General features: G+C 49.6%; 16 protein-coding genes. 5 read left to right on the top strand and 11 right to left on the bottom strand.

The window, feature by feature from the left end; all coding sequences use genetic code 11:
• Positions 1-680 precede the first annotated feature (680 nt).
• Positions 681-1454, top strand: coding sequence for a TetR/AcrR family transcriptional regulator (locus O4H47_RS17065; protein ID WP_269395223.1), 774 nt, complete (start codon positions 681-683; stop codon positions 1452-1454).
• On the opposite strand, the gene O4H47_RS17060 is transcribed toward O4H47_RS17065, so the two are convergent.
• The 5 genes from O4H47_RS17060 to O4H47_RS18205 all read right to left on the bottom strand — a co-directional run bounded on the left by O4H47_RS17060 (position 1451) and on the right by O4H47_RS18205 (position 4952).
• On the bottom strand, positions 1451-2347 hold the full coding sequence (locus tag O4H47_RS17060) for a LysR family transcriptional regulator (RefSeq protein WP_269395222.1): 897 nt from the start codon (positions 2345-2347) through the stop codon (positions 1451-1453). The two genes, O4H47_RS17065 and O4H47_RS17060, sit on opposite strands and share 4 nt — an antisense overlap.
• On the bottom strand, positions 2347-3300 hold the full coding sequence (gene trxB / locus O4H47_RS17055) for a thioredoxin-disulfide reductase (RefSeq protein WP_269395221.1): 954 nt from the start codon (positions 3298-3300) through the stop codon (positions 2347-2349). Before trxB ends, O4H47_RS17060 begins: the two co-directional genes overlap by 1 nt.
• Positions 3301-3413: 113 nt before the next feature.
• Complete coding sequence (gene greA / locus O4H47_RS17050; RefSeq protein ID WP_269395220.1) at positions 3414-3887, bottom strand: transcription elongation factor GreA; 474 nt, start codon at positions 3885-3887, stop codon at positions 3414-3416.
• 203 nt (positions 3888-4090) lie between these two features.
• Positions 4091-4303 (bottom strand): cold-shock protein, encoded by a 213-nt coding sequence (locus O4H47_RS17045; RefSeq protein WP_269395219.1) that lies wholly within the window; start codon positions 4301-4303, stop codon positions 4091-4093.
• Between the two features lie 220 nt (positions 4304-4523).
• Positions 4524-4952, bottom strand: coding sequence for an RrF2 family transcriptional regulator (locus O4H47_RS18205; RefSeq protein WP_367274485.1), 429 nt, complete (start codon positions 4950-4952; stop codon positions 4524-4526).
• A gap of 100 nt (positions 4953-5052) precedes the next feature.
• Here O4H47_RS18205 and O4H47_RS17040 point away from each other — a divergent pair, with 100 nt between their 5' ends.
• Positions 5053-5493 carry a group III truncated hemoglobin gene (locus O4H47_RS17040; RefSeq protein WP_269395218.1) on the top strand — a complete coding sequence of 147 codons (441 nt, stop codon included), beginning with the start codon at positions 5053-5055 and terminating at the stop codon, positions 5491-5493.
• Between the two features lies 1 nt (position 5494).
• On the top strand, positions 5495-5707 hold the full coding sequence (locus tag O4H47_RS17035; RefSeq protein WP_269395217.1) for a hypothetical protein: 213 nt from the start codon (positions 5495-5497) through the stop codon (positions 5705-5707).
• 182 nt (positions 5708-5889) lie between these two features.
• On the opposite strand, the gene carB is transcribed toward O4H47_RS17035, so the two are convergent.
• The 5 genes from carB to O4H47_RS17010 all read right to left on the bottom strand — a co-directional run bounded on the left by carB (position 5890) and on the right by O4H47_RS17010 (position 12767).
• Entirely contained in the window at positions 5890-9201 is a 3312-nt protein-coding gene (carB, locus tag O4H47_RS17030; RefSeq protein WP_269395216.1) for a carbamoyl-phosphate synthase large subunit, read from the bottom strand.
• Positions 9202-9355: 154 nt separating this feature from the next.
• On the bottom strand, positions 9356-10249 hold the full coding sequence (locus O4H47_RS17025; RefSeq protein ID WP_269395215.1) for a DMT family transporter: 894 nt from the start codon (positions 10247-10249) through the stop codon (positions 9356-9358).
• A 334-nt stretch (positions 10250-10583) separates the two neighbouring features.
• Entirely contained in the window at positions 10584-11180 is a 597-nt protein-coding gene (locus tag O4H47_RS17020; protein ID WP_269395214.1) for a glutathione S-transferase N-terminal domain-containing protein, read from the bottom strand.
• A 27-nt stretch (positions 11181-11207) separates the two neighbouring features.
• Entirely contained in the window at positions 11208-11672 is a 465-nt protein-coding gene (locus O4H47_RS17015; RefSeq protein WP_269395213.1) for a GNAT family N-acetyltransferase, read from the bottom strand.
• Positions 11673-11807: 135 nt separating this feature from the next.
• Complete coding sequence (locus tag O4H47_RS17010; RefSeq protein WP_269395212.1) at positions 11808-12767, bottom strand: GAF domain-containing protein; 960 nt, start codon at positions 12765-12767, stop codon at positions 11808-11810.
• 220 nt (positions 12768-12987) lie between these two features.
• On the opposite strand from O4H47_RS17010, the gene adh reads away from it, so the two are divergent.
• Entirely contained in the window at positions 12988-14505 is a 1518-nt protein-coding gene (gene adh / locus O4H47_RS17005) for an aldehyde dehydrogenase (protein WP_269395211.1), read from the top strand.
• Between the two features lie 58 nt (positions 14506-14563).
• Entirely contained in the window at positions 14564-14902 is a 339-nt protein-coding gene (locus O4H47_RS17000) for a DUF779 domain-containing protein (RefSeq protein WP_269395210.1), read from the top strand.
• A 30-nt stretch (positions 14903-14932) separates the two neighbouring features.
• On the opposite strand, the gene O4H47_RS16995 is transcribed toward O4H47_RS17000, so the two are convergent.
• Positions 14933-16915, bottom strand: a complete 1983-nt coding sequence (locus O4H47_RS16995; RefSeq protein ID WP_269395209.1) for a bifunctional 2',3'-cyclic-nucleotide 2'-phosphodiesterase/3'-nucleotidase — start codon at positions 16913-16915, stop codon at positions 14933-14935.
• Positions 16916-17110 lie beyond the last annotated feature (195 nt).

The raw sequence follows: 17110 nt of genomic DNA, 5'->3' as shown, positions 1-17110 counted from the left end.
GCTGCTTTTTACAAGTTGACTTCGAGGGAGGAGGATACGTTGTCAACTCGTTATGAAGTGTATATGGGGCATGGCCCGGGAATAAACAAGCGCATGTATTGCATATTTGATATGCGATTTACGCATAGCTATTGCGTTATGGGCTTTAAGTGGGTCGATTGAGCGCCCAATTGCCGCAGAAATTGCATGTCTTGGATTAATTGGTATCTGGAAAACAGTTGCAACCAATAGAACGATCTACAACCAAAAAAGGCTCCGTCGAGGGGACGGAGCCTTTGAATAGGTAGGCAGACATCGAGGGAGGAGGGACGGTGTCTGCCGAATAAGCAAGCTAGCTTCGAGGGAGGAGGATACGTTGCTAACTCGCTATGTGTTCAATATGACTGTTTGGTCTAAATTTTACCAGCGGCAAGATTGCATAGTAGCCATGCGTCAAATGCATGAAATGAGCAGGGCAAAAAAAAGGCTCTATCCAAAAGGATAGAGCCAGAAAAAGATTAGAGAAAACTCTAACAAGGAGGGAACAACGAATGAGTTGAGGGAGGAGGAACAACTCATCGCGCTTTTCTTGAGGGGTATATGATTGCTAATTCATCTTTTAGCAACCATGTTTGACGCAAGGCGGGCATGCGTTTTTTGCATATCAGTTGTAACCTTTATATATTTCAAGGATTTAATTGGTGCGAAAGCGCTGTAAATACCGGAAATTGAACCATGGTTATTTGCGGGACGCTGCTTGTTCTGCCATTCTTGACGTTGTAAACATGCCTAAATACAGGTGTTTGAAAGCAGTTGAGATCGTTTTGGCCAAAAAAAGTGACACATACCATCATGGCAACTTGCGCCAAGCTATGCTTTTTGCGGCAGCTGAGGTATTGGCGGAAAAAGGCTTGCAAGGACTAACTCTTAGAGCTTGTGCACGGCAGGCCGGGGTGTCACATGCAGCACCTGCCCATCACTTTGCTGGGCTTAAGGGATTGCTCACAGCAATTGCCGCTGAGAGTTTTGTCATGATTGCCGTGGTTGCTGAAAAAATCTATGCGCAATTTGATGGCAATCCCGAGGCGTTGTTAAAAACCTTCGCGGTATCCTATTCCCAATTTGCAAAAGAGAATCCAGAACGGTTTCGTTTGATGTTTCGACGTGACCTGCTTGACACGGACGACCAAGATCTATGTGCGGCTGAAGCGCGGGCCTATAGTACCTTCGTGAAGATCGTTCATGGCTTGCGTGGCGAACAGGCGGCAACGCTTGAAGATTTTCGGCAGGGGCACTTGAGCAAACAAATGTATGTGGATGTGGCGCTATATTGGAGTGCGGTGCATGGGTTTGCACATCTCAACATTGAGAACCAATTGGTGGGCTACGATCAGATTGTTGGTGTTGACGATCTCGAAAACGACATGTGGACGGCAATCTCCAAGCGCATGTTGGGCACGCCAAGCGCTGACTAGAATTCCCAGCCTCGGGCTTTTGAGACCAAGAAGTCGCGGAATACACCGACACGCTTTGAGTTTTTCAAAGCCGGTGGATAAACGAAATAGGTTTCAAACTCGGGCATTTCCACTTCGTCCAGAATGCGGACCAGCGAACTCTCATCTTCTGTGATGTAGTCGGGCAACATGGCAATGCCAATGCCTTCGCGGCAAGCCTGCATCATGCCATAGATGGCATTTACGCGCAGGGCTGGAATGCGTGGATTGTTTTCTGGGCGACCAATGGTCTCAAGGTAGTTCACATCACCAAGATAGGCCGGGCTTGGGTTGCCGAAGGTGATGATTTTGTGGTTGTCGATGTCGTCGATGCTTTTGGGAATGCCGTGCTTTTCCAAATAGGTTGACGATGCGTAGAAATGGAAATGCACCGTGAACAATTTGCGCTGAATGAGTTCTGATTGATTGGGTCGATGCAAGCGTATGGCGACATCGGCTTCGCGCATGGCCAAATCCAGCTCAGAATCGTTCAGTTTAATTTCGAGCTGAATGGTTGGATATCTCTCCAAAAATTCATTGATCCGCGATGTCAGCCAAGTCGAGCCAAACCCGACCGTGGTGGTGACCAGCAATGGTCCGGTCGGATTGTCTCGGCTCTCACTCATTTGGGCTTCAACGGATTGAAGCTCCCACGCCATGCGGTGGGCGGTTTTGAACAATTGCTCCCCCACCTCAGTCATGACAAGGCCACGCGCATGGCGGATGAAGAGCTTTAAGCCCAACCCTTCTTCAAGCGAAGAAACTTGACGGGATACTGCAGATTGGCTCATGCCCAATCGCTCGCCGGCGTGCGTAAAGCTGCCAGCTTCGGCAACAACATGAAAAATCCGCAGTCGATCCCAATCAATGCCCATTATTCAGCCGCTTCCGCTACGTCTTGCTCTGCGATGTATTTTTCAGCTTCCAAAGCTGCCATACACCCCATGCCTGCGGCGGTTACGGCCTGACGGTAAATGTCGTCGGTTACATCACCGGCAGCAAATACGCCGGGAATGTTGGTGGCGGTGCTATCAGGTGCGGTGACGAGATAGTTGCCCTGTTTCATTTCTAGCTTGCCATCGAACAAGCTGGTGGCTGGCGCATGGCCAATGGCAACGAAAATGCCGTCGCATGCTTTATCGAAAATCTCGCCAGTCTTGCGGTTTTTCAATTTTGCACCCGTTACGGATTTTGGAATGCCGGTTGTGCCGGTTACTTCAACCAATTCTGTGTCCCACAAAACGTCAATTTTTTCGTTGGCGAACAGACGTTTTTGCAAGATTTTTTCTGAGCGCAGTTCGTCACGGCGGTGAACCAGCGTTACTTTTGAGGCGAAGTTGGTGAGGAATAAAGCTTCTTCAACCGCTGTGTTGCCGCCGCCGATAACCAGAACTTCTTTTTCTTTGTAGAAAAAGCCATCGCATGTGGCGCAAGCTGAAACGCCAAAACCTTGGAATTCTTGCTCGGATGGAATGCCGAGCCATTTAGCTTGCGCACCTGTGGCGATGATTAGAGCATCGCAAGTGTAAATGGTGCCGCTATCGCCAGTAAGCTCAAATGGGTGTTTGTCCATGTCCACATTGACGATGATGTCGGAAACGATTTTTGTGCCAACGTGCTCGGCTTGTGCCTTCATTTGTTCCATCAGCCAAGGGCCTTGGATCATGTCAGCAAAACCGGGATAGTTTTCGACTTCTGTGGTGATGGTGAGTTGGCCACCGGGCTGGATGCCCTGAATAATGACCGGCTCTAGCATTGCGCGGGCAGCATAGATTGCTGCTGAATAACCTGCGGGGCCAGAGCCGATGATCATGACGGGTGCGTGCATTTTCGCAAACCTTTATTAAGTGAATAGTTGAGTTGCACTTAGTTTAAGTATGCGGCACGCCTGTTACAAGGCAGAACCGAATTGGCCCACATAAACGTGAAGCCGTAACGGCACTAAATGTAGCTGACTTTCAACACTTCGTATGATTTTGACCCGCCTGGCGCGGTTACTTCAATGCTGTCGCCAACTTCTTTGCCGATGAGGGCACGCGCGATGGGAGACGACAATGATATTTTGCCTTCGCTGGCATTGGCTTCAGGGTTGCCAACGATTTGATAGGTTTTTTCTTTTTCGGTGTCTTCGTCAACAAGTTCAACGGTTGCACCGAATTTGATTGTGTGTCCGCTTAGCTTTGTAACGTCAATGACATCAGCAAGAGCCAAAATCGACTCGAGTTCTTGGATGCGGCCTTCGTTCAAGCTCTGCTGCTCTTTGGCGGCATGATATTCCGCGTTCTCAGAAAGGTCGCCGTGGGCGCGCGCTTCCGATATATCGGCGATAATGTTTGGGCGATCAACAGACGAGCGGCGTACGAGTTCTTCGCTCAGTGCCTTGTGGCCTGCAATAGTCATTGGGATCTTATCCATGGTCCCACCCTTTCATTTATAAAACTCGTTGCATGCATAAAAAACCGGCCCCAAATTTGGTATTGAGGGCCGTTAACATGCAAAACCAATTTAGCCGCAAGTTTGCCCATCGTTATGGGAAAGTCGCGGCTAGGAAGTTTGTATTGTCCGTGATTCTGGCGATTAAGCCAAATTCCGAAGCAGAAGAACTAGCCTTTTATGGCTTAGTCTTCAAGAGAGAGTTCACCAGCTGAGAATTTTCCAGAACGCTTGTCCTGTACCAATTCGTAGCTAACTTTTTGGTTTTCGTTCAGTGTAGAAAGACCTGAGCGTTCAACTGCTGAAATGTGCACAAACACATCGTTGCCGCCGTCTGCTGGCTGAATAAAACCAAAACCCTTTTGGGTGTTGAACCATTTAACTGTACCTGAAGCCATGGAAAATTCCTTTCGCGAAAAGCTTTGTTGTCCCAATTGCTCACCGCAAGCTTTATTGGGGGTAAATCGATGTTGGTAGAAACGTAGCATTCGCGGAGTTAGCTCCGGCCAAGTCGTTCGGCCAATATTCGATGGAATAAATATAGAATTGAATCACCAAAATTTCAACAGTCTAAAAACATTCCAAAATCAGAATTTTCGATCGATGAATTCGCGTGCGTCAATTCAATGAAGGTGGAAGAACAGAATTCTCTTTTATTACGTCACCAAGGGTTTTTGTGCGCAAGTGTTCAATAAACACTGCCTTTGCATCAGTAAAAAACGATGTAAGTGAGCAGTATCCAGCGAAGACGCAGCTGCATTCTTCTTTATTAAGACACTCCACAATTGCGAAATTCGGTTCGGTATATCCAACAATTTCTGCAATGGTTATGCTGTATGCGTTCGGATTTATTGCCACGCCGCCATTTTTTCCCCGCACAGAATGCAAAATTTGAGCGTTTGTGAGCCGATTGACGATTTTCATCAGATGGGTTCTTGAAATCTGCAGTTGGTCTGCAATTTGGGCAATTGTGCGTTTTTGAGGGGACAGGGCGCCAAGGTAGATGACAAGCCTTAAAGCGTAATCGGTTTGACTGGTCAGGTGCACTTATTGTCTCACTTGGTTAGATTTGTGTGATGGGCATATTGCATCTTTCCCGAATTGCAGTAAAGATGCATTGAAAATATATCTTTAAAGGTGTGTTCTAATGGACAAGAGTTTTGCTGAGGTGCACAGAGAAAACTATCGGCGACAAGCTAATGGATACGGCATAGATGAGGCCTTTGTTTCGTTGTTGGTTGAAAGCTTTTACACAAAAATACGCGCAGATTCAGATCTGGGCCCGATATTTGACGGGGTGATCGGCGAGGGTTGGCCTGCCCACATGAATAAGATGAAGCAGTTTTGGGGTGCGATTGCGCTGAAGACTGGCGAATATCATGGTCGGCCCATGCCTGCACATATGAAGTTGAAGCAAGTTGAGCGCTGGCATTTTGATCGCTGGCTTGAACTCTTTGCGCAAAACCTTGAGGAGATAGCACCTTCGCCTGAAGCAAAAAACTTTTTCAACGCTCGTGCTCAAAATATCGCCCGTAGTTTGATGACGGGAATGTTTTACGATCCTGCACAAGATCTATTGGAGCGATAAGATGATCATATATGTGGTCTTTGTCTTTGAAGGTTTGGCGCTGCTGGTCCTAGCCGCGTTCGCAACCATCATATTTAGTGAGCGTGATCGGTTCGATGAACCGCGAACTGCGCTGTTGCGCGACCCTGTGGGGCTGCAGATGGATATTGCTGCTAAGACCGCATTTTGGTTTTGGTTGGTTGCGGCGGCTGTTGCAACCGTACTGACAACTTGAGGGAAAATCATGCAGAAGAAAACAACGTTTGAACGGCTGTTGCCAGCATTGCCTTGGGTTCTGCTCTGGGGCTTTGCGCCAATGCCTGTCTATATTTGGGCGATAATTACCATTATCAAATAAGACACTTAGGTAAACAATGGGCGGAGTTTACTTGAAAATGTAAACTCCGCCCGAGTTTGTTAAACCGCGAAATACTCTTGCACAGATTTTACAGTTAATGTGTCGGTCGAGTAGGAAACAATGCCATCAACCGCTGCAATTGCACCAGCAATTGTGGTGTAATAGGGGATCTTGTTGAGCAATGCAGTACGGCGCAGGTCTCGGCTGTCATTAAGCGCTTGTTGGCCTGATGTTGTATTGATCACCAATTGGACGTTGCCATTTTTCATGGCATCCACAATGTGCGGGCGTCCTTCAAGAACCTTATTGATCTTTTCGGCTTTTACGCCATTTTCAAACAAGAACCGACGCGTGCCGCTGGTTGCGATTACCTTGAAACCGACTTCTTCAAGCAATTTGATGCTGGGCAGAATGGTCGCTTTGTCTTCGTCGCGCACGGAAACGAACACGGTGCCAGATTTTGGCACTTTTGTTCCGCCACCAAGCTGGCTTTTTGCAAAAGCGATACCAAAGTCCGTATCAAGGCCGATGACTTCACCGGTTGAGCGCATTTCTGGGCCAAGAATTGTATCAACGCCAGGGAAGCGGGCAAATGGGAAGACTGCTTCTTTGACTGCGATATGCTTGAGAACTGGCTCTTTGAGGTTGAAGCTGGCAAGGCTTTCACCCGCCATAATGCGCGCGGCGATTTTAGCCACTGGCATGCCGATGACTTTTGCGACGAACGGCACCGTACGTGAAGCGCGTGGGTTCACCTCCAGCACATAAAGCGTGCCGTCTTTAAGGGCGAACTGGATGTTCATGAGGCCACCAACCTTGAGGGCCAGCGCCAATTCAGTGGCCTGACGTTTGATCTCAGTAATTGTTGCTTCATCCAAATTGCGCGATGGCAAAGAACATGCGCTATCGCCGGAGTGCACACCCGCTTCTTCAATATGTTCCATGATGCCAGCGACAAATACGTCTTTGCCATCACAAAGGGTGTCCACATCAATTTCAATTGCGCCGCCCAAATAGCTGTCAAACAACAATGGGTTGGTTGCAAGGACTGAGTTGATCTGTCCGGTTTTGTCGTTCGGGTATTTTTGACGGATATGAGGCGGCACCAATTCGGTGAGGGTGCTTTGCACATAGTCTTCAAATTCGTCGGAATTGTTGACGATCGCCATGGCGCGGCCACCCAACACAAATGAGGGTCGAATAACCAACGGATAAGAAATATCCTCTGCCACCATGCGTGATTGCTCAAGCGAATATGCAATGCCGTTTCGCGGCTGGGTCAATTCCAATTCATGCAACAGTTTTTGGAACTGGTTGCGATCTTCGGCCAGATCAATGGCTTCTGGCTGTGTGCCCAAAATTGGGATGCCTGCGCGTTTGATCGAATTGGCAAGGCCAAGCGGCGTCTGACCACCGAACTGCACGATAACGCCTTCAAGCGTGCCTTTTGACTGCTCAAGGTGTAGGATTTCGAGCACATCTTCTTTGGTCAATGGCTCAAAATACAAACGATCTGAGGTGTCATAGTCAGTTGAAACTGTTTCAGGGTTACAATTGACCATGATGGTCTCATAGCCCGCTTCAGAAAGCGCAAATGCGGCGTGACAGCAACAATAGTCAAACTCAATGCCTTGGCCGATGCGGTTTGGTCCGCCACCCAAAATGACGATTTTCTTCTTGTCAGAAGGCACTGCTTCGCTCACCGGTGCGCCAGCAAATGGCGTCTCATATGTTGAATACATATAGGCAGTTGGTGAGGCAAATTCTGCGGCACATGTGTCAATGCGCTTATAGACAGGGTGAACGTCCAATTTGTCGCGCAACGCTTTCACGTCGCGTGGTTTTTTGTCGGTAAGGTCCGCAAGTCGCGTATCGGCAAAGCCCATTGATTTGAGTTTGCGCAGTTGCTGCGCGGTTTCTGGCAAACCGTGTTCATTTACTTTCGCTTCCATTTCAACAATGCCGCGAATTTGCTCAAGTACCCATGGGTCAAACTTACAGGCATTGTGGATGAACTCATCATCAAAGCCTAAACGCATGGCGTCGGCGATGACCAAAATCCGATCCGGAGTGGGTTTTCCCAAGGCAGCACGCACCGCGTTTTTGTCGTCGCCTTCGCCAATACCCGGAATGCCGATTTCATTAAAGCCAGTCAGGCCTGTTTCAAGCGAACGTAGCGCTTTTTGCATGCTCTCTTGGAACGTCCGGCCAATGGCCATGGCTTCGCCAACAGATTTCATGGCTGTTGTTAGGTGATTGTCTGCACCGGGGAACTTTTCGAACGCGAAACGTGGAATTTTTGTGACCACATAGTCGATGGACGGTTCAAACGAAGCCGGTGTTGCACCGCCTGTGATGTCGTTTTCGAGCTCGTCAAGCGTGTAGCCAACTGCAAGCCGTGCTGCAACTTTGGCGATTGGGAAGCCCGTTGCTTTTGATGCCAAAGCAGAAGAACGCGACACACGTGGGTTCATTTCGATAACGATCAAACGGCCGTCTTTTGGATTGACGGAGAACTGAACGTTTGAGCCACCGGTTTCCACACCAATTTCGCGCAACACCGCCAAAGATGCGTCGCGCATGATTTGGTATTCTTTGTCGGTCAAGGTAAGCGCTGGGGCCACGGTGATGCTGTCGCCAGTGTGCACGCCCATTGGATCGATGTTTTCGATGGAACAGATGATGATACAATTGTCTTTTTTGTCGCGGACAACCTCCATCTCATATTCTTTCCAACCGATGATGCTTTCTTCAACAAGCACTTCATTGGTTGGAGATGCATCAATGCCGCTTTCAACAATCGCGATATATTCTTCGCGGTTGTAAGCAACACCGCCTCCGGTGCCACCCATGGTGAATGAGGGGCGAATGATGGCAGGCAGACCAACGACTTCGAGTGCTTCAAGCGCTTCTGTGAGATCATGCGCGAGCATTGAGGTTGGTGTTTCAAGGCCAATTTTATCCATTGCAGCGCGGAAAAGGTCGCGGTCTTCAGCCTTATCGATGGCTTCGGCTGTCGCGCCGATCATTTCCACATTGTATTTTTCAAGCACACCCATTTTGCGCAGGGACAATGCGCAGTTTAGCGCTGTTTGGCCGCCCATCGTTGGCAGAAGTGCGTCGGGGCGTTCTTTTTCGATGATTTTGGCCACAACTTCTGGGGTAATTGGCTCCATGTAAGTGGCGTCGGCCAAATCAGGGTCTGTCATGATGGTGGCTGGATTAGAGTTCACCAAAATAACGCGGTAGCCTTCGGCTTTGAGGGCTTTGCAGGCCTGTGTGCCTGAATAATCAAATTCGCATGCCTGACCAATAATAATTGGTCCGGCGCCGATGATCAGGATGGAGGAAATATCTTCGCGTTTGGGCATAACATCACTTCTCAGCAGGGCACAAACGAACGGCGGGGAGGCGCGGTTCGCGTGGCGATTCATCTCATGTATGGCTGAGATCGCGTTTTAGGGGGTAATGGGGAAAAGGGGAACCCCACAAATTAAGAAAAATGCGCTTTTGGCCGGATAGACCTCAGTTTGCGTTAACAGCGCGCGATCTGCGGCCAAGAATCATGTCTTTTGACGCAATCACCGCCCCAAAAGTTATCAACAGGCAAGCTGCGCCGATGGCCCATGTGAACTGAGCGTAGCCAAAGCCGACCAGCAAGAATGTGGAGAGCAAGGGCGTTGCGTATGACGCCGCTCCAATGATTTGGATATCACCATGTTTGACGCCGTGGTCCCATACATAAAAGGCGAGCCCAAGCGGGCCAAGACCAACGCCGATGACCGCGCTCCATTGTAAGAGGTCTTGTGGCCAGACCGTTGTTTCCCACAGCAAATGGCAGCCCAATGACAAAACAGCGGTGGCGGCGCAAAAACCCGTTACCGCATCTGTGGGCACATTGGCAAAGCGGCGCGACAGCACAGAGTAAGACGACCATGTGAGGGCACCAAGAAACGCCATGAAGTAGCCATATCCATATTCAGCGTTAAAGGTGAAGCCTTTGCCACCGGTCACAATCAGCACAGCGCCGCCAAGGCCCAATATGCTGCCAAGTATATGTTGCCATTTCAATTGTTCACCCGGCAGAAGTGCTGAGAATAAGACGATGAGCAAAGGCCACAAATAACCGATCAGGCTTGCATCAATTGGTGGGGCATTGCGCAGAGCAGTAAAATAGAAAAAGTGGTAGCCAAACAAACCGGCGACGCCCAAAGCCCAGGCCATTAGTGGTTGGCGTAGCTTTTTGATGGACGAAGGGGCTTTGATCCATTTGGCCATGCCAACTAGTGTGCCCACGGCGAAGGCCATCGCATTTAGTTGAAACGGTGGGATTGTGCCGCTTGCGGCCGTGCAAAGAGCCAAAAACGCCCAGAGCAAAATGGCGATCGCTCCAATGAGCGTTGAAGTGGTGCGTGACATGGGGCTTTGCGCTCGGTTTGAAAATCTAAGTTTCCAACATATGCATGTCGCATAGCTTTAGGAAGCAAAGTTTGGATAAATCCTATCAGATTCTCGCAACAGTCCGCTTGTGCCAATGCCTTGAACCACCTCGTTAGGCTCGATTGCCTATTTGTTGGATGCCTTGGTCTGCAATGACATCCACCACAGCGCGCTGATGCCGATGAAAAAAACGCCTAAACTTGCTAAGAAAATACCGATTACGACCAGATTATGCATGGTTTCCTCCTTTTGATAATCCTTTAAAGAACGAGTTCAGGCTGGGCTTGTCGGTGTTTGGTTGCAATGATGTGCATCAAGTTTGGGGGTTGGTTTGCTGCATACTTGGGCGTTGCGCGAAGCTCTCATACCAAGCGCTTAACTCAGGATAAGGGCCAATCCAGTGTTTTTTGCCTAGTCGAAACTGCAAATAGCCGATGGCCGTGCCCAGACCAATTTGGGCGGTGGAAATATCGCCCTCGATTTGGTCCAATTCATTATTCAGTTGTGACAATGACCGATCGATCGCGCAGCCCCAGCGATTGATCCACAAGTCGAAATGTTTTTCTTCTGGTTTGCGAAACTCATGCACGAGGCCAAGCGCGCTATCCAAAATACCATCGATTATGGCTTCATGGCGACGCATGGCCCAGTGGGCGGCGCCTTCTTTGGGCATCAATTGCGGACCATCTCCAATTTCGTCAAAGTAGGCGCAAATCACAGGGCTATCGAAAAGGGTTTTGCCTTCGCCATAGACTAAACAGGGAATTTTACCCAAAGGATTGATGTGGTTCAGTTTTTCAGGCTCTTCCATTGGATTGACTTGGATCTCTTCCAGCTGGATGCCTTTTTCGATGGCGGTGACGCGACATTTGCGGGCGTAGGGCGACGCATGGGAGAACAGCAATTTCATGGCAAATTCCTTGAGGAAACGGGAAGGCTAAAATTGCAGCTTAAAGCCTTCGTGGGTTTTTTCAAATCCCAGGTTCTCGTAAAACTTGTGCGCCTCGGGGCGCATTTTGGACGAAGTAAGTTGCACAATGCCTGCACCATTTTGGCGCGCTTGCTCAACTGCCCATTGGATCATTTCAGAACCTAGGCCTTGGCCTCGGTGGTCTGCTCGAATGTGTACTCCTTCAAGTTGCATCCGTGCTTTGCCGCGTCTGGCCAGTCCATGCAAAATATTGATTTGCATGCACCCGACTGCTTCTCCAGAAATCTCGGCGATCACATAGGAACTGTTCGGGTCTTGTTCGATTGCGTCCCACGCGCGTTGGTATTCTGGCGCTTCGGCGTCATTTGCATCGTCAACAATGCTGCGGCCGGGGGCGTTTCCCCCCACAACAAGTGTAAGAATGGTGGCGATATCGTTGCGGGTGGCGTTTCGAAAGATGAGGCGGGACATATTTTGCTCCGAGTTTTGACGCGAAGGCAACTTAATGCGCGCATTGAAACCGGGCAAGACAATTGGTAGTGATGGCACATCGAACTTGGTGTCTCAAACTGTCTCAGAAATGAGACTCGCGTCTGCGGACAGGGCCTAGTTTGCCGAAATATCGAGCCGTTGCATGCGCCGATACATGGTGGCGCGGGAAATGCCGAGTTGTTTGGCGGCCAGCGAAACATTGCCTTTGGTGCGGGCGAGGGCGCGGCGTAGTTCGGATTTTTCAGCGCTTTTTAGACTGGCTACTTGCTGATCGCTATTCCCCATTAAATCGCTGAGTGGTCGTGGATCGGCGATTTTATCATTTGTCAGCCCGAAGGCTTTGCGGGCATGGCGGTTTGCACCGATCACCAGTTCATCTTGGTCAACAGCAAACAAGGCCGCGTTCAAATCTTGCGTTGGAGCCATAACGATACGGGCGTCACGGTAGGTTGCACGGAAATAGTCTTGTTCAATTTTGTGGGCGGTGTCGGCAACAACTTTGCCAAATACATTGGCAAATCCGCTGGTCAAATCGGAGCGGCAGCTTGAGACATCTAGCACGGCAATCATGTTACCCTCATTGTCAAAAACGGGCGCGCCCATGCAGCTCATGGCTGTGTTTTGGCTCTTAAAGTGTTGATCTTTATGGATTACGATGGGGCGTTGTTCTGCCGCACAAGTGCCTATGCCGTTGGTGCCTTGCTGAGACTCGCTCCACACGGCGCCGGTGGTCAAACCGCATTGGTCAAATACCATTTTGTCGCCATCTTGAGTTTGGCTGGCAATAATCACCCCATCCATATCGGACATAACAACAACGCAACCTGATCGGTCGACAGTGGTAAAAAGCTTTTGCAAAGTGGGCTGGGCGACGTGGAGGAGAAAGTCCAGCTTTTCGCGGGCATGGCGTAGTGTTTGTTCGGAAACAAGATCGGCGCGGCGTTGCTGTTCTGGGGTCAAGCCATAATGCAACATGGAGCGTCGCCACGAAGCGGCCAAACCTGAGCGAACGGCTGATTGCTTTTTCTCAACAATAGAGCGCACATAATTTGCGTGAGTGATATTTGTCGCCATTAGTATCCTCCCAACTTTAGAATAGCACAGCATTTTTGACTGATATAGTGGGTGGCGACGCTCGATGTCGGCGCTTGACATTAGTTTTGAGCTTTTGCTGTCAATCTGTGTCGCGGAAATGAGACAGGTTAGGGGGCATGATTGGTTTGCCCCTAGTGACGATCTGTTGTTGGTTCAGACATGCTGCCCTTACGCCAAACAAAGGCGAGAGGAGGACAAAATGAACAAGATTGATATTACGCGCTCTGCGTCCCGCATTTACAAAAGCCAATATGGCAATTTCATCAATGGTGAATTTGTTGAGCCGAAGTCGGGCATGTATTTTGAAAATACTTCGCCGGTAAATGGTCAGGTGATCTGCGAAGTTGCACGCTCAAATGAAGCTGACATTGAATTTGCTTTGGACGCCGCTCACGCCGCAAAAGATGCTTGGGGCCGCACAAGCCAAGCCGAACGCGGTGTGATGCTGAACAAAATTGCCGATATCATGGAAGAAAACCTTGATCTGTTGGCTGAAGCTGAGACATGGGACAACGGCAAGCCCATCCGGGAAACAACAGCGGCAGATATGCCGCTGGCGATTGATCATTTCCGCTATTTTGCAGGTGTGATCCGTGCGCAAGAGGGGTCTGTCGCGCAAATCGACAATGATACGGTTGCCTATCATTTCAATGAGCCGCTTGGGGTTGTGGGGCAAATTATCCCATGGAACTTCCCAATTTTGATGGCGACGTGGAAGTTGGCACCTGCATTGGCTGCGGGTAACTGCGTGGTGTTGAAGCCGGCGGAGCAAACACCTGCTTCGATTATGATCCTGATGGAGCTGATTGCTGACGTTTTGCCAAAAGGCGTGTTAAATGTGGTCAATGGTTTTGGACTGGAAGCAGGTAAACCGCTTGCTTCAAGCAAACGCATTGCCAAAATTGCCTTTACCGGTGAGACCACAACGGGTCGACTGATTATGCAGTACGCAAGTCAAAACCTTATTCCGGTCACGCTTGAATTGGGTGGCAAATCGCCAAACATTTTCTTTAAAGACGTGACGCGCGAAGACGATGATTTCTTTGACAAGGCGATTGAAGGCTTTGTGATGTTTGCGCTGAACCAGGGCGAAGTGTGTACTTGCCCCAGCCGCGCGCTGATCCACGAGGACATTTATGATGAATTTATGGAGCGTGCGCTCAAACGCGTAAACGCGATTGTGCAGGGGAGCCCGCTTGATCCGGCGACAATGATCGGCGCGCAGGCTTCTTCTGAGCAGCTTGAGAAGATTCTCTCCTATCTCGATATTGGAAAACAAGAAGGCGCTGAAGTGCTGGCCGGTGGCAGTCAGGCCCATTTGGGTGGAGACTTGGAGAACGGTTATTACGTTCAACCAACCGTCTTTAAGGGCAACAATAAAATGCGGATTTTCCAAGAGGAAATCTTTGGGCCCGTTGTTTCTGTGACGACCTTTAAGGATGATGAAGAAGCGCTTTCGATTGCCAATGATACGCTTTATGGGCTTGGTGCTGGTGTGTGGAGCCGTGAGGCGAACACGTGCTATCGCTTTGGCCGTGCCATTCAGGCGGGTCGTGTGTGGACAAACTGCTACCACGCTTACCCAGCTCACGCAGCGTTTGGTGGATATAAACAGTCTGGCATTGGGCGAGAAAATCACCTGAAGATGCTCGATCATTATCAGCAAACCAAAAACATGTTGGTAAGCTATTCACCGCAAAAACTTGGCTTCTTTTGATCCAATGCATGCATGAGGTCGGTTTCAAACCGGCCTCTTTTATTTTAGGGGATGGCAAATGAGCGAGAAAGTGACAGCTACACCGGCTGCATTGGAGCTGATCGCTGAAATTCAAGCCGACCACGGCGAGATCATGTTTCACCAATCGGGTGGGTGTTGTGATGGGTCTTCGCCCATGTGTTATGCGCAAGGTGATTTTTTGCTCGGGGACAATGATGTGCTGTTAGGCGAAATCGGCGGCGCACCATTTTACATTGGCGGAGATCAATATGAGGTGTGGAAACACACCAACTTAATCATCGATGTGGTGCCAGGTCGCGGGGGCATGTTTTCCCTCGACAACGGGCGAGAAAAGCGCTTCCTCACCCGTTCTGAGATTTGTGTGATATCAAGTTAGAGAGGAGGGGATTGCACCCCTCCAATCGTCCTAGTCAAGTTTGATGCGGTATTGACCAAATCCGCTTTCAGCTTCGCCAACATATTCGATGTTGACCGCTGTGACGTCGCTGATATGGTCTTTTGCTTTCGGGCCAGTTTCAAACAACACTGAAGTGCCCGGCAATGGCGCCAGTGACCAGTTACTATCTGCACTTGGGTTGATGGTGCCTTTTTCCACGATGTACCGCACGAGCACGTCACGGTTGGTATCTGGGCCAACAAAGATGATGACATCTTCTCCAAGACCTGGGAATGCCCCACCACCGCCTGCGCGGTAATTGTTGGTGGCCACAACGAACTTCTGGTTCATGTCGATTGGTTCACCATTGTAGCGCAGATCAACAATGCGGTTTGCATCTGGGTTGATCGCGTCACCACCACGTGGTGGGTATTTTGAAGGTTGTGAAATGTCGATTTTGTAGGTCACACCATCAATCACATCAAAATTGTAAGATGGGAAATCTGGATTTGCCAAGGGTTGATCTGTCTTGCCAACTTCGACTTGATTGAAAATGCCCGCCGAGCGCTCAAGCCATTCTTTAATGCCTGCACCGGTTACTTCAACCGCGCGAACGGTGTTTGGATAGAGGTACAAATCAGCCACGTTTTTGATGGCTACTGGGCCAACTGGAACATCGGTGTAATAATCAGGACCGCCACGACCGCCCGCTTTAAATGGAGCGGCTGCAGAAAGAATGGGCAAGCCTTCCCATTGGGTGCCGCGCATCATTTGTTCTGTGTACCACATTTGTGCTTGGGATACGATTTGCACGGAAGGGTCATCTGCCACAAGAGCGAAATAGGAGTGTAATTTCGCATCCGTTTGGCCAACGGCAGTGCGCACATATTCAAGCGTTTGGTCGTGCGTAGCTTGAACGGAGGCCAAAACCGCTGCGTCGCTCTCAACCAGTGGGTTGACCTTACGATCGATACGTTCCGAAATTGGACGCGCTTCTGATGTGTGGGACACGATTTTCCATTCGTTGCCATCATGCTCGATAAGCAGATCGATGAGCCCCATATGTGAACCCCAGAAGCCAGCCATGACGGCCGGTTTGCCCATCAATGTGCCTTTTGCTGCGTCGACGCCTTCGATCCCGTCATATTGCGAACTTGGGAATACATTGTGGTGGTGGCCGGTGAACACAACGTCAATGCCTTCAACGCCCGCCAAATAAAGCGAAGCGTTGCCCATCATATCGGTTTGGCCTGAGCCGTCGATGCCGGAGTGAGAAAGGGCGACAATCAGGTCTGCGCCTTCTTCTTTCATTTGCGGCACATATGCTTTTGCCGTTTGCACGATGTCGCGGGTGGTGACTTTGCCGTTTAGATGTTGGAAATCCCACACCATAATTTGTGGTGGGACAAAGCCGATGAAGCCAATTTTGATTGGGCGTTTGTTGCCTGCGCCATCTGTGATTTCTTTTTCCAAAATCTTATACGGCTGGAACAAGGTTTTGTCTTTGGTTGGGTCTTCGCCCAAAACAGTGCCCATGACAATGTTGGCGCTAACGAAGGGGAACGAAGCCCCGGCTAGCGCTTTATCCAAAAAGCTTAGGCCATAGTTGAACTCGTGGTTGCCCACAGTTGCTATGTCGTAGCCAAGGGTATTCATTGCAGCAATCATGGGGTGCAGATCGCCTTCTTTGAACCCTCGTTCATAAGCGACATAGTCACCCATCGGATTGCCTTGAATGAGGTCGCCATTGTCCACGAGCATCGAGTTGGTTGCCTCCGCGCGCACGTTGGAAATCAGTGTCGCCGTGCGGGCAAGTCCCATGGTGTCGTTCGGGTTATCTGCGTAATAGTCATAAGGGAAAATCGACACGTGAATGTCGGTTGTTTCCATTAAGCGCAAATGCGCCTGTGAACTGGAAGCCATTGCCGCAAATGGATGCATTGCAATGAGTGCACCTGCGCTGGCGGTTCCTGCTAAAAAGGAACGTCTTGAAATTGAATTTAGAAGTGACATTTTAGTCCTCCGCTTATGTCATGTTGAATTTGTGCGGTTGGATCGGCGCACTTATTGGTGGGGCGGAATGTTCCGAAATATCGAGCGCTATTATCTGCGCTTCACCACCTATTGGTCGCTGAGTATGCAAGCGACGAGCGGAGTGTGTCATATTTAGACCAAATGGTAAAATGTATTTATTGTGCATGGGATCCA

This window comes from Maritalea porphyrae (assembly GCF_027213965.1).
Lineage (GTDB): Bacteria > Pseudomonadota > Alphaproteobacteria > Rhizobiales > Devosiaceae > Maritalea > Maritalea porphyrae_A.
This window is presented reverse-complemented; position numbering and strand designations above follow the sequence as displayed.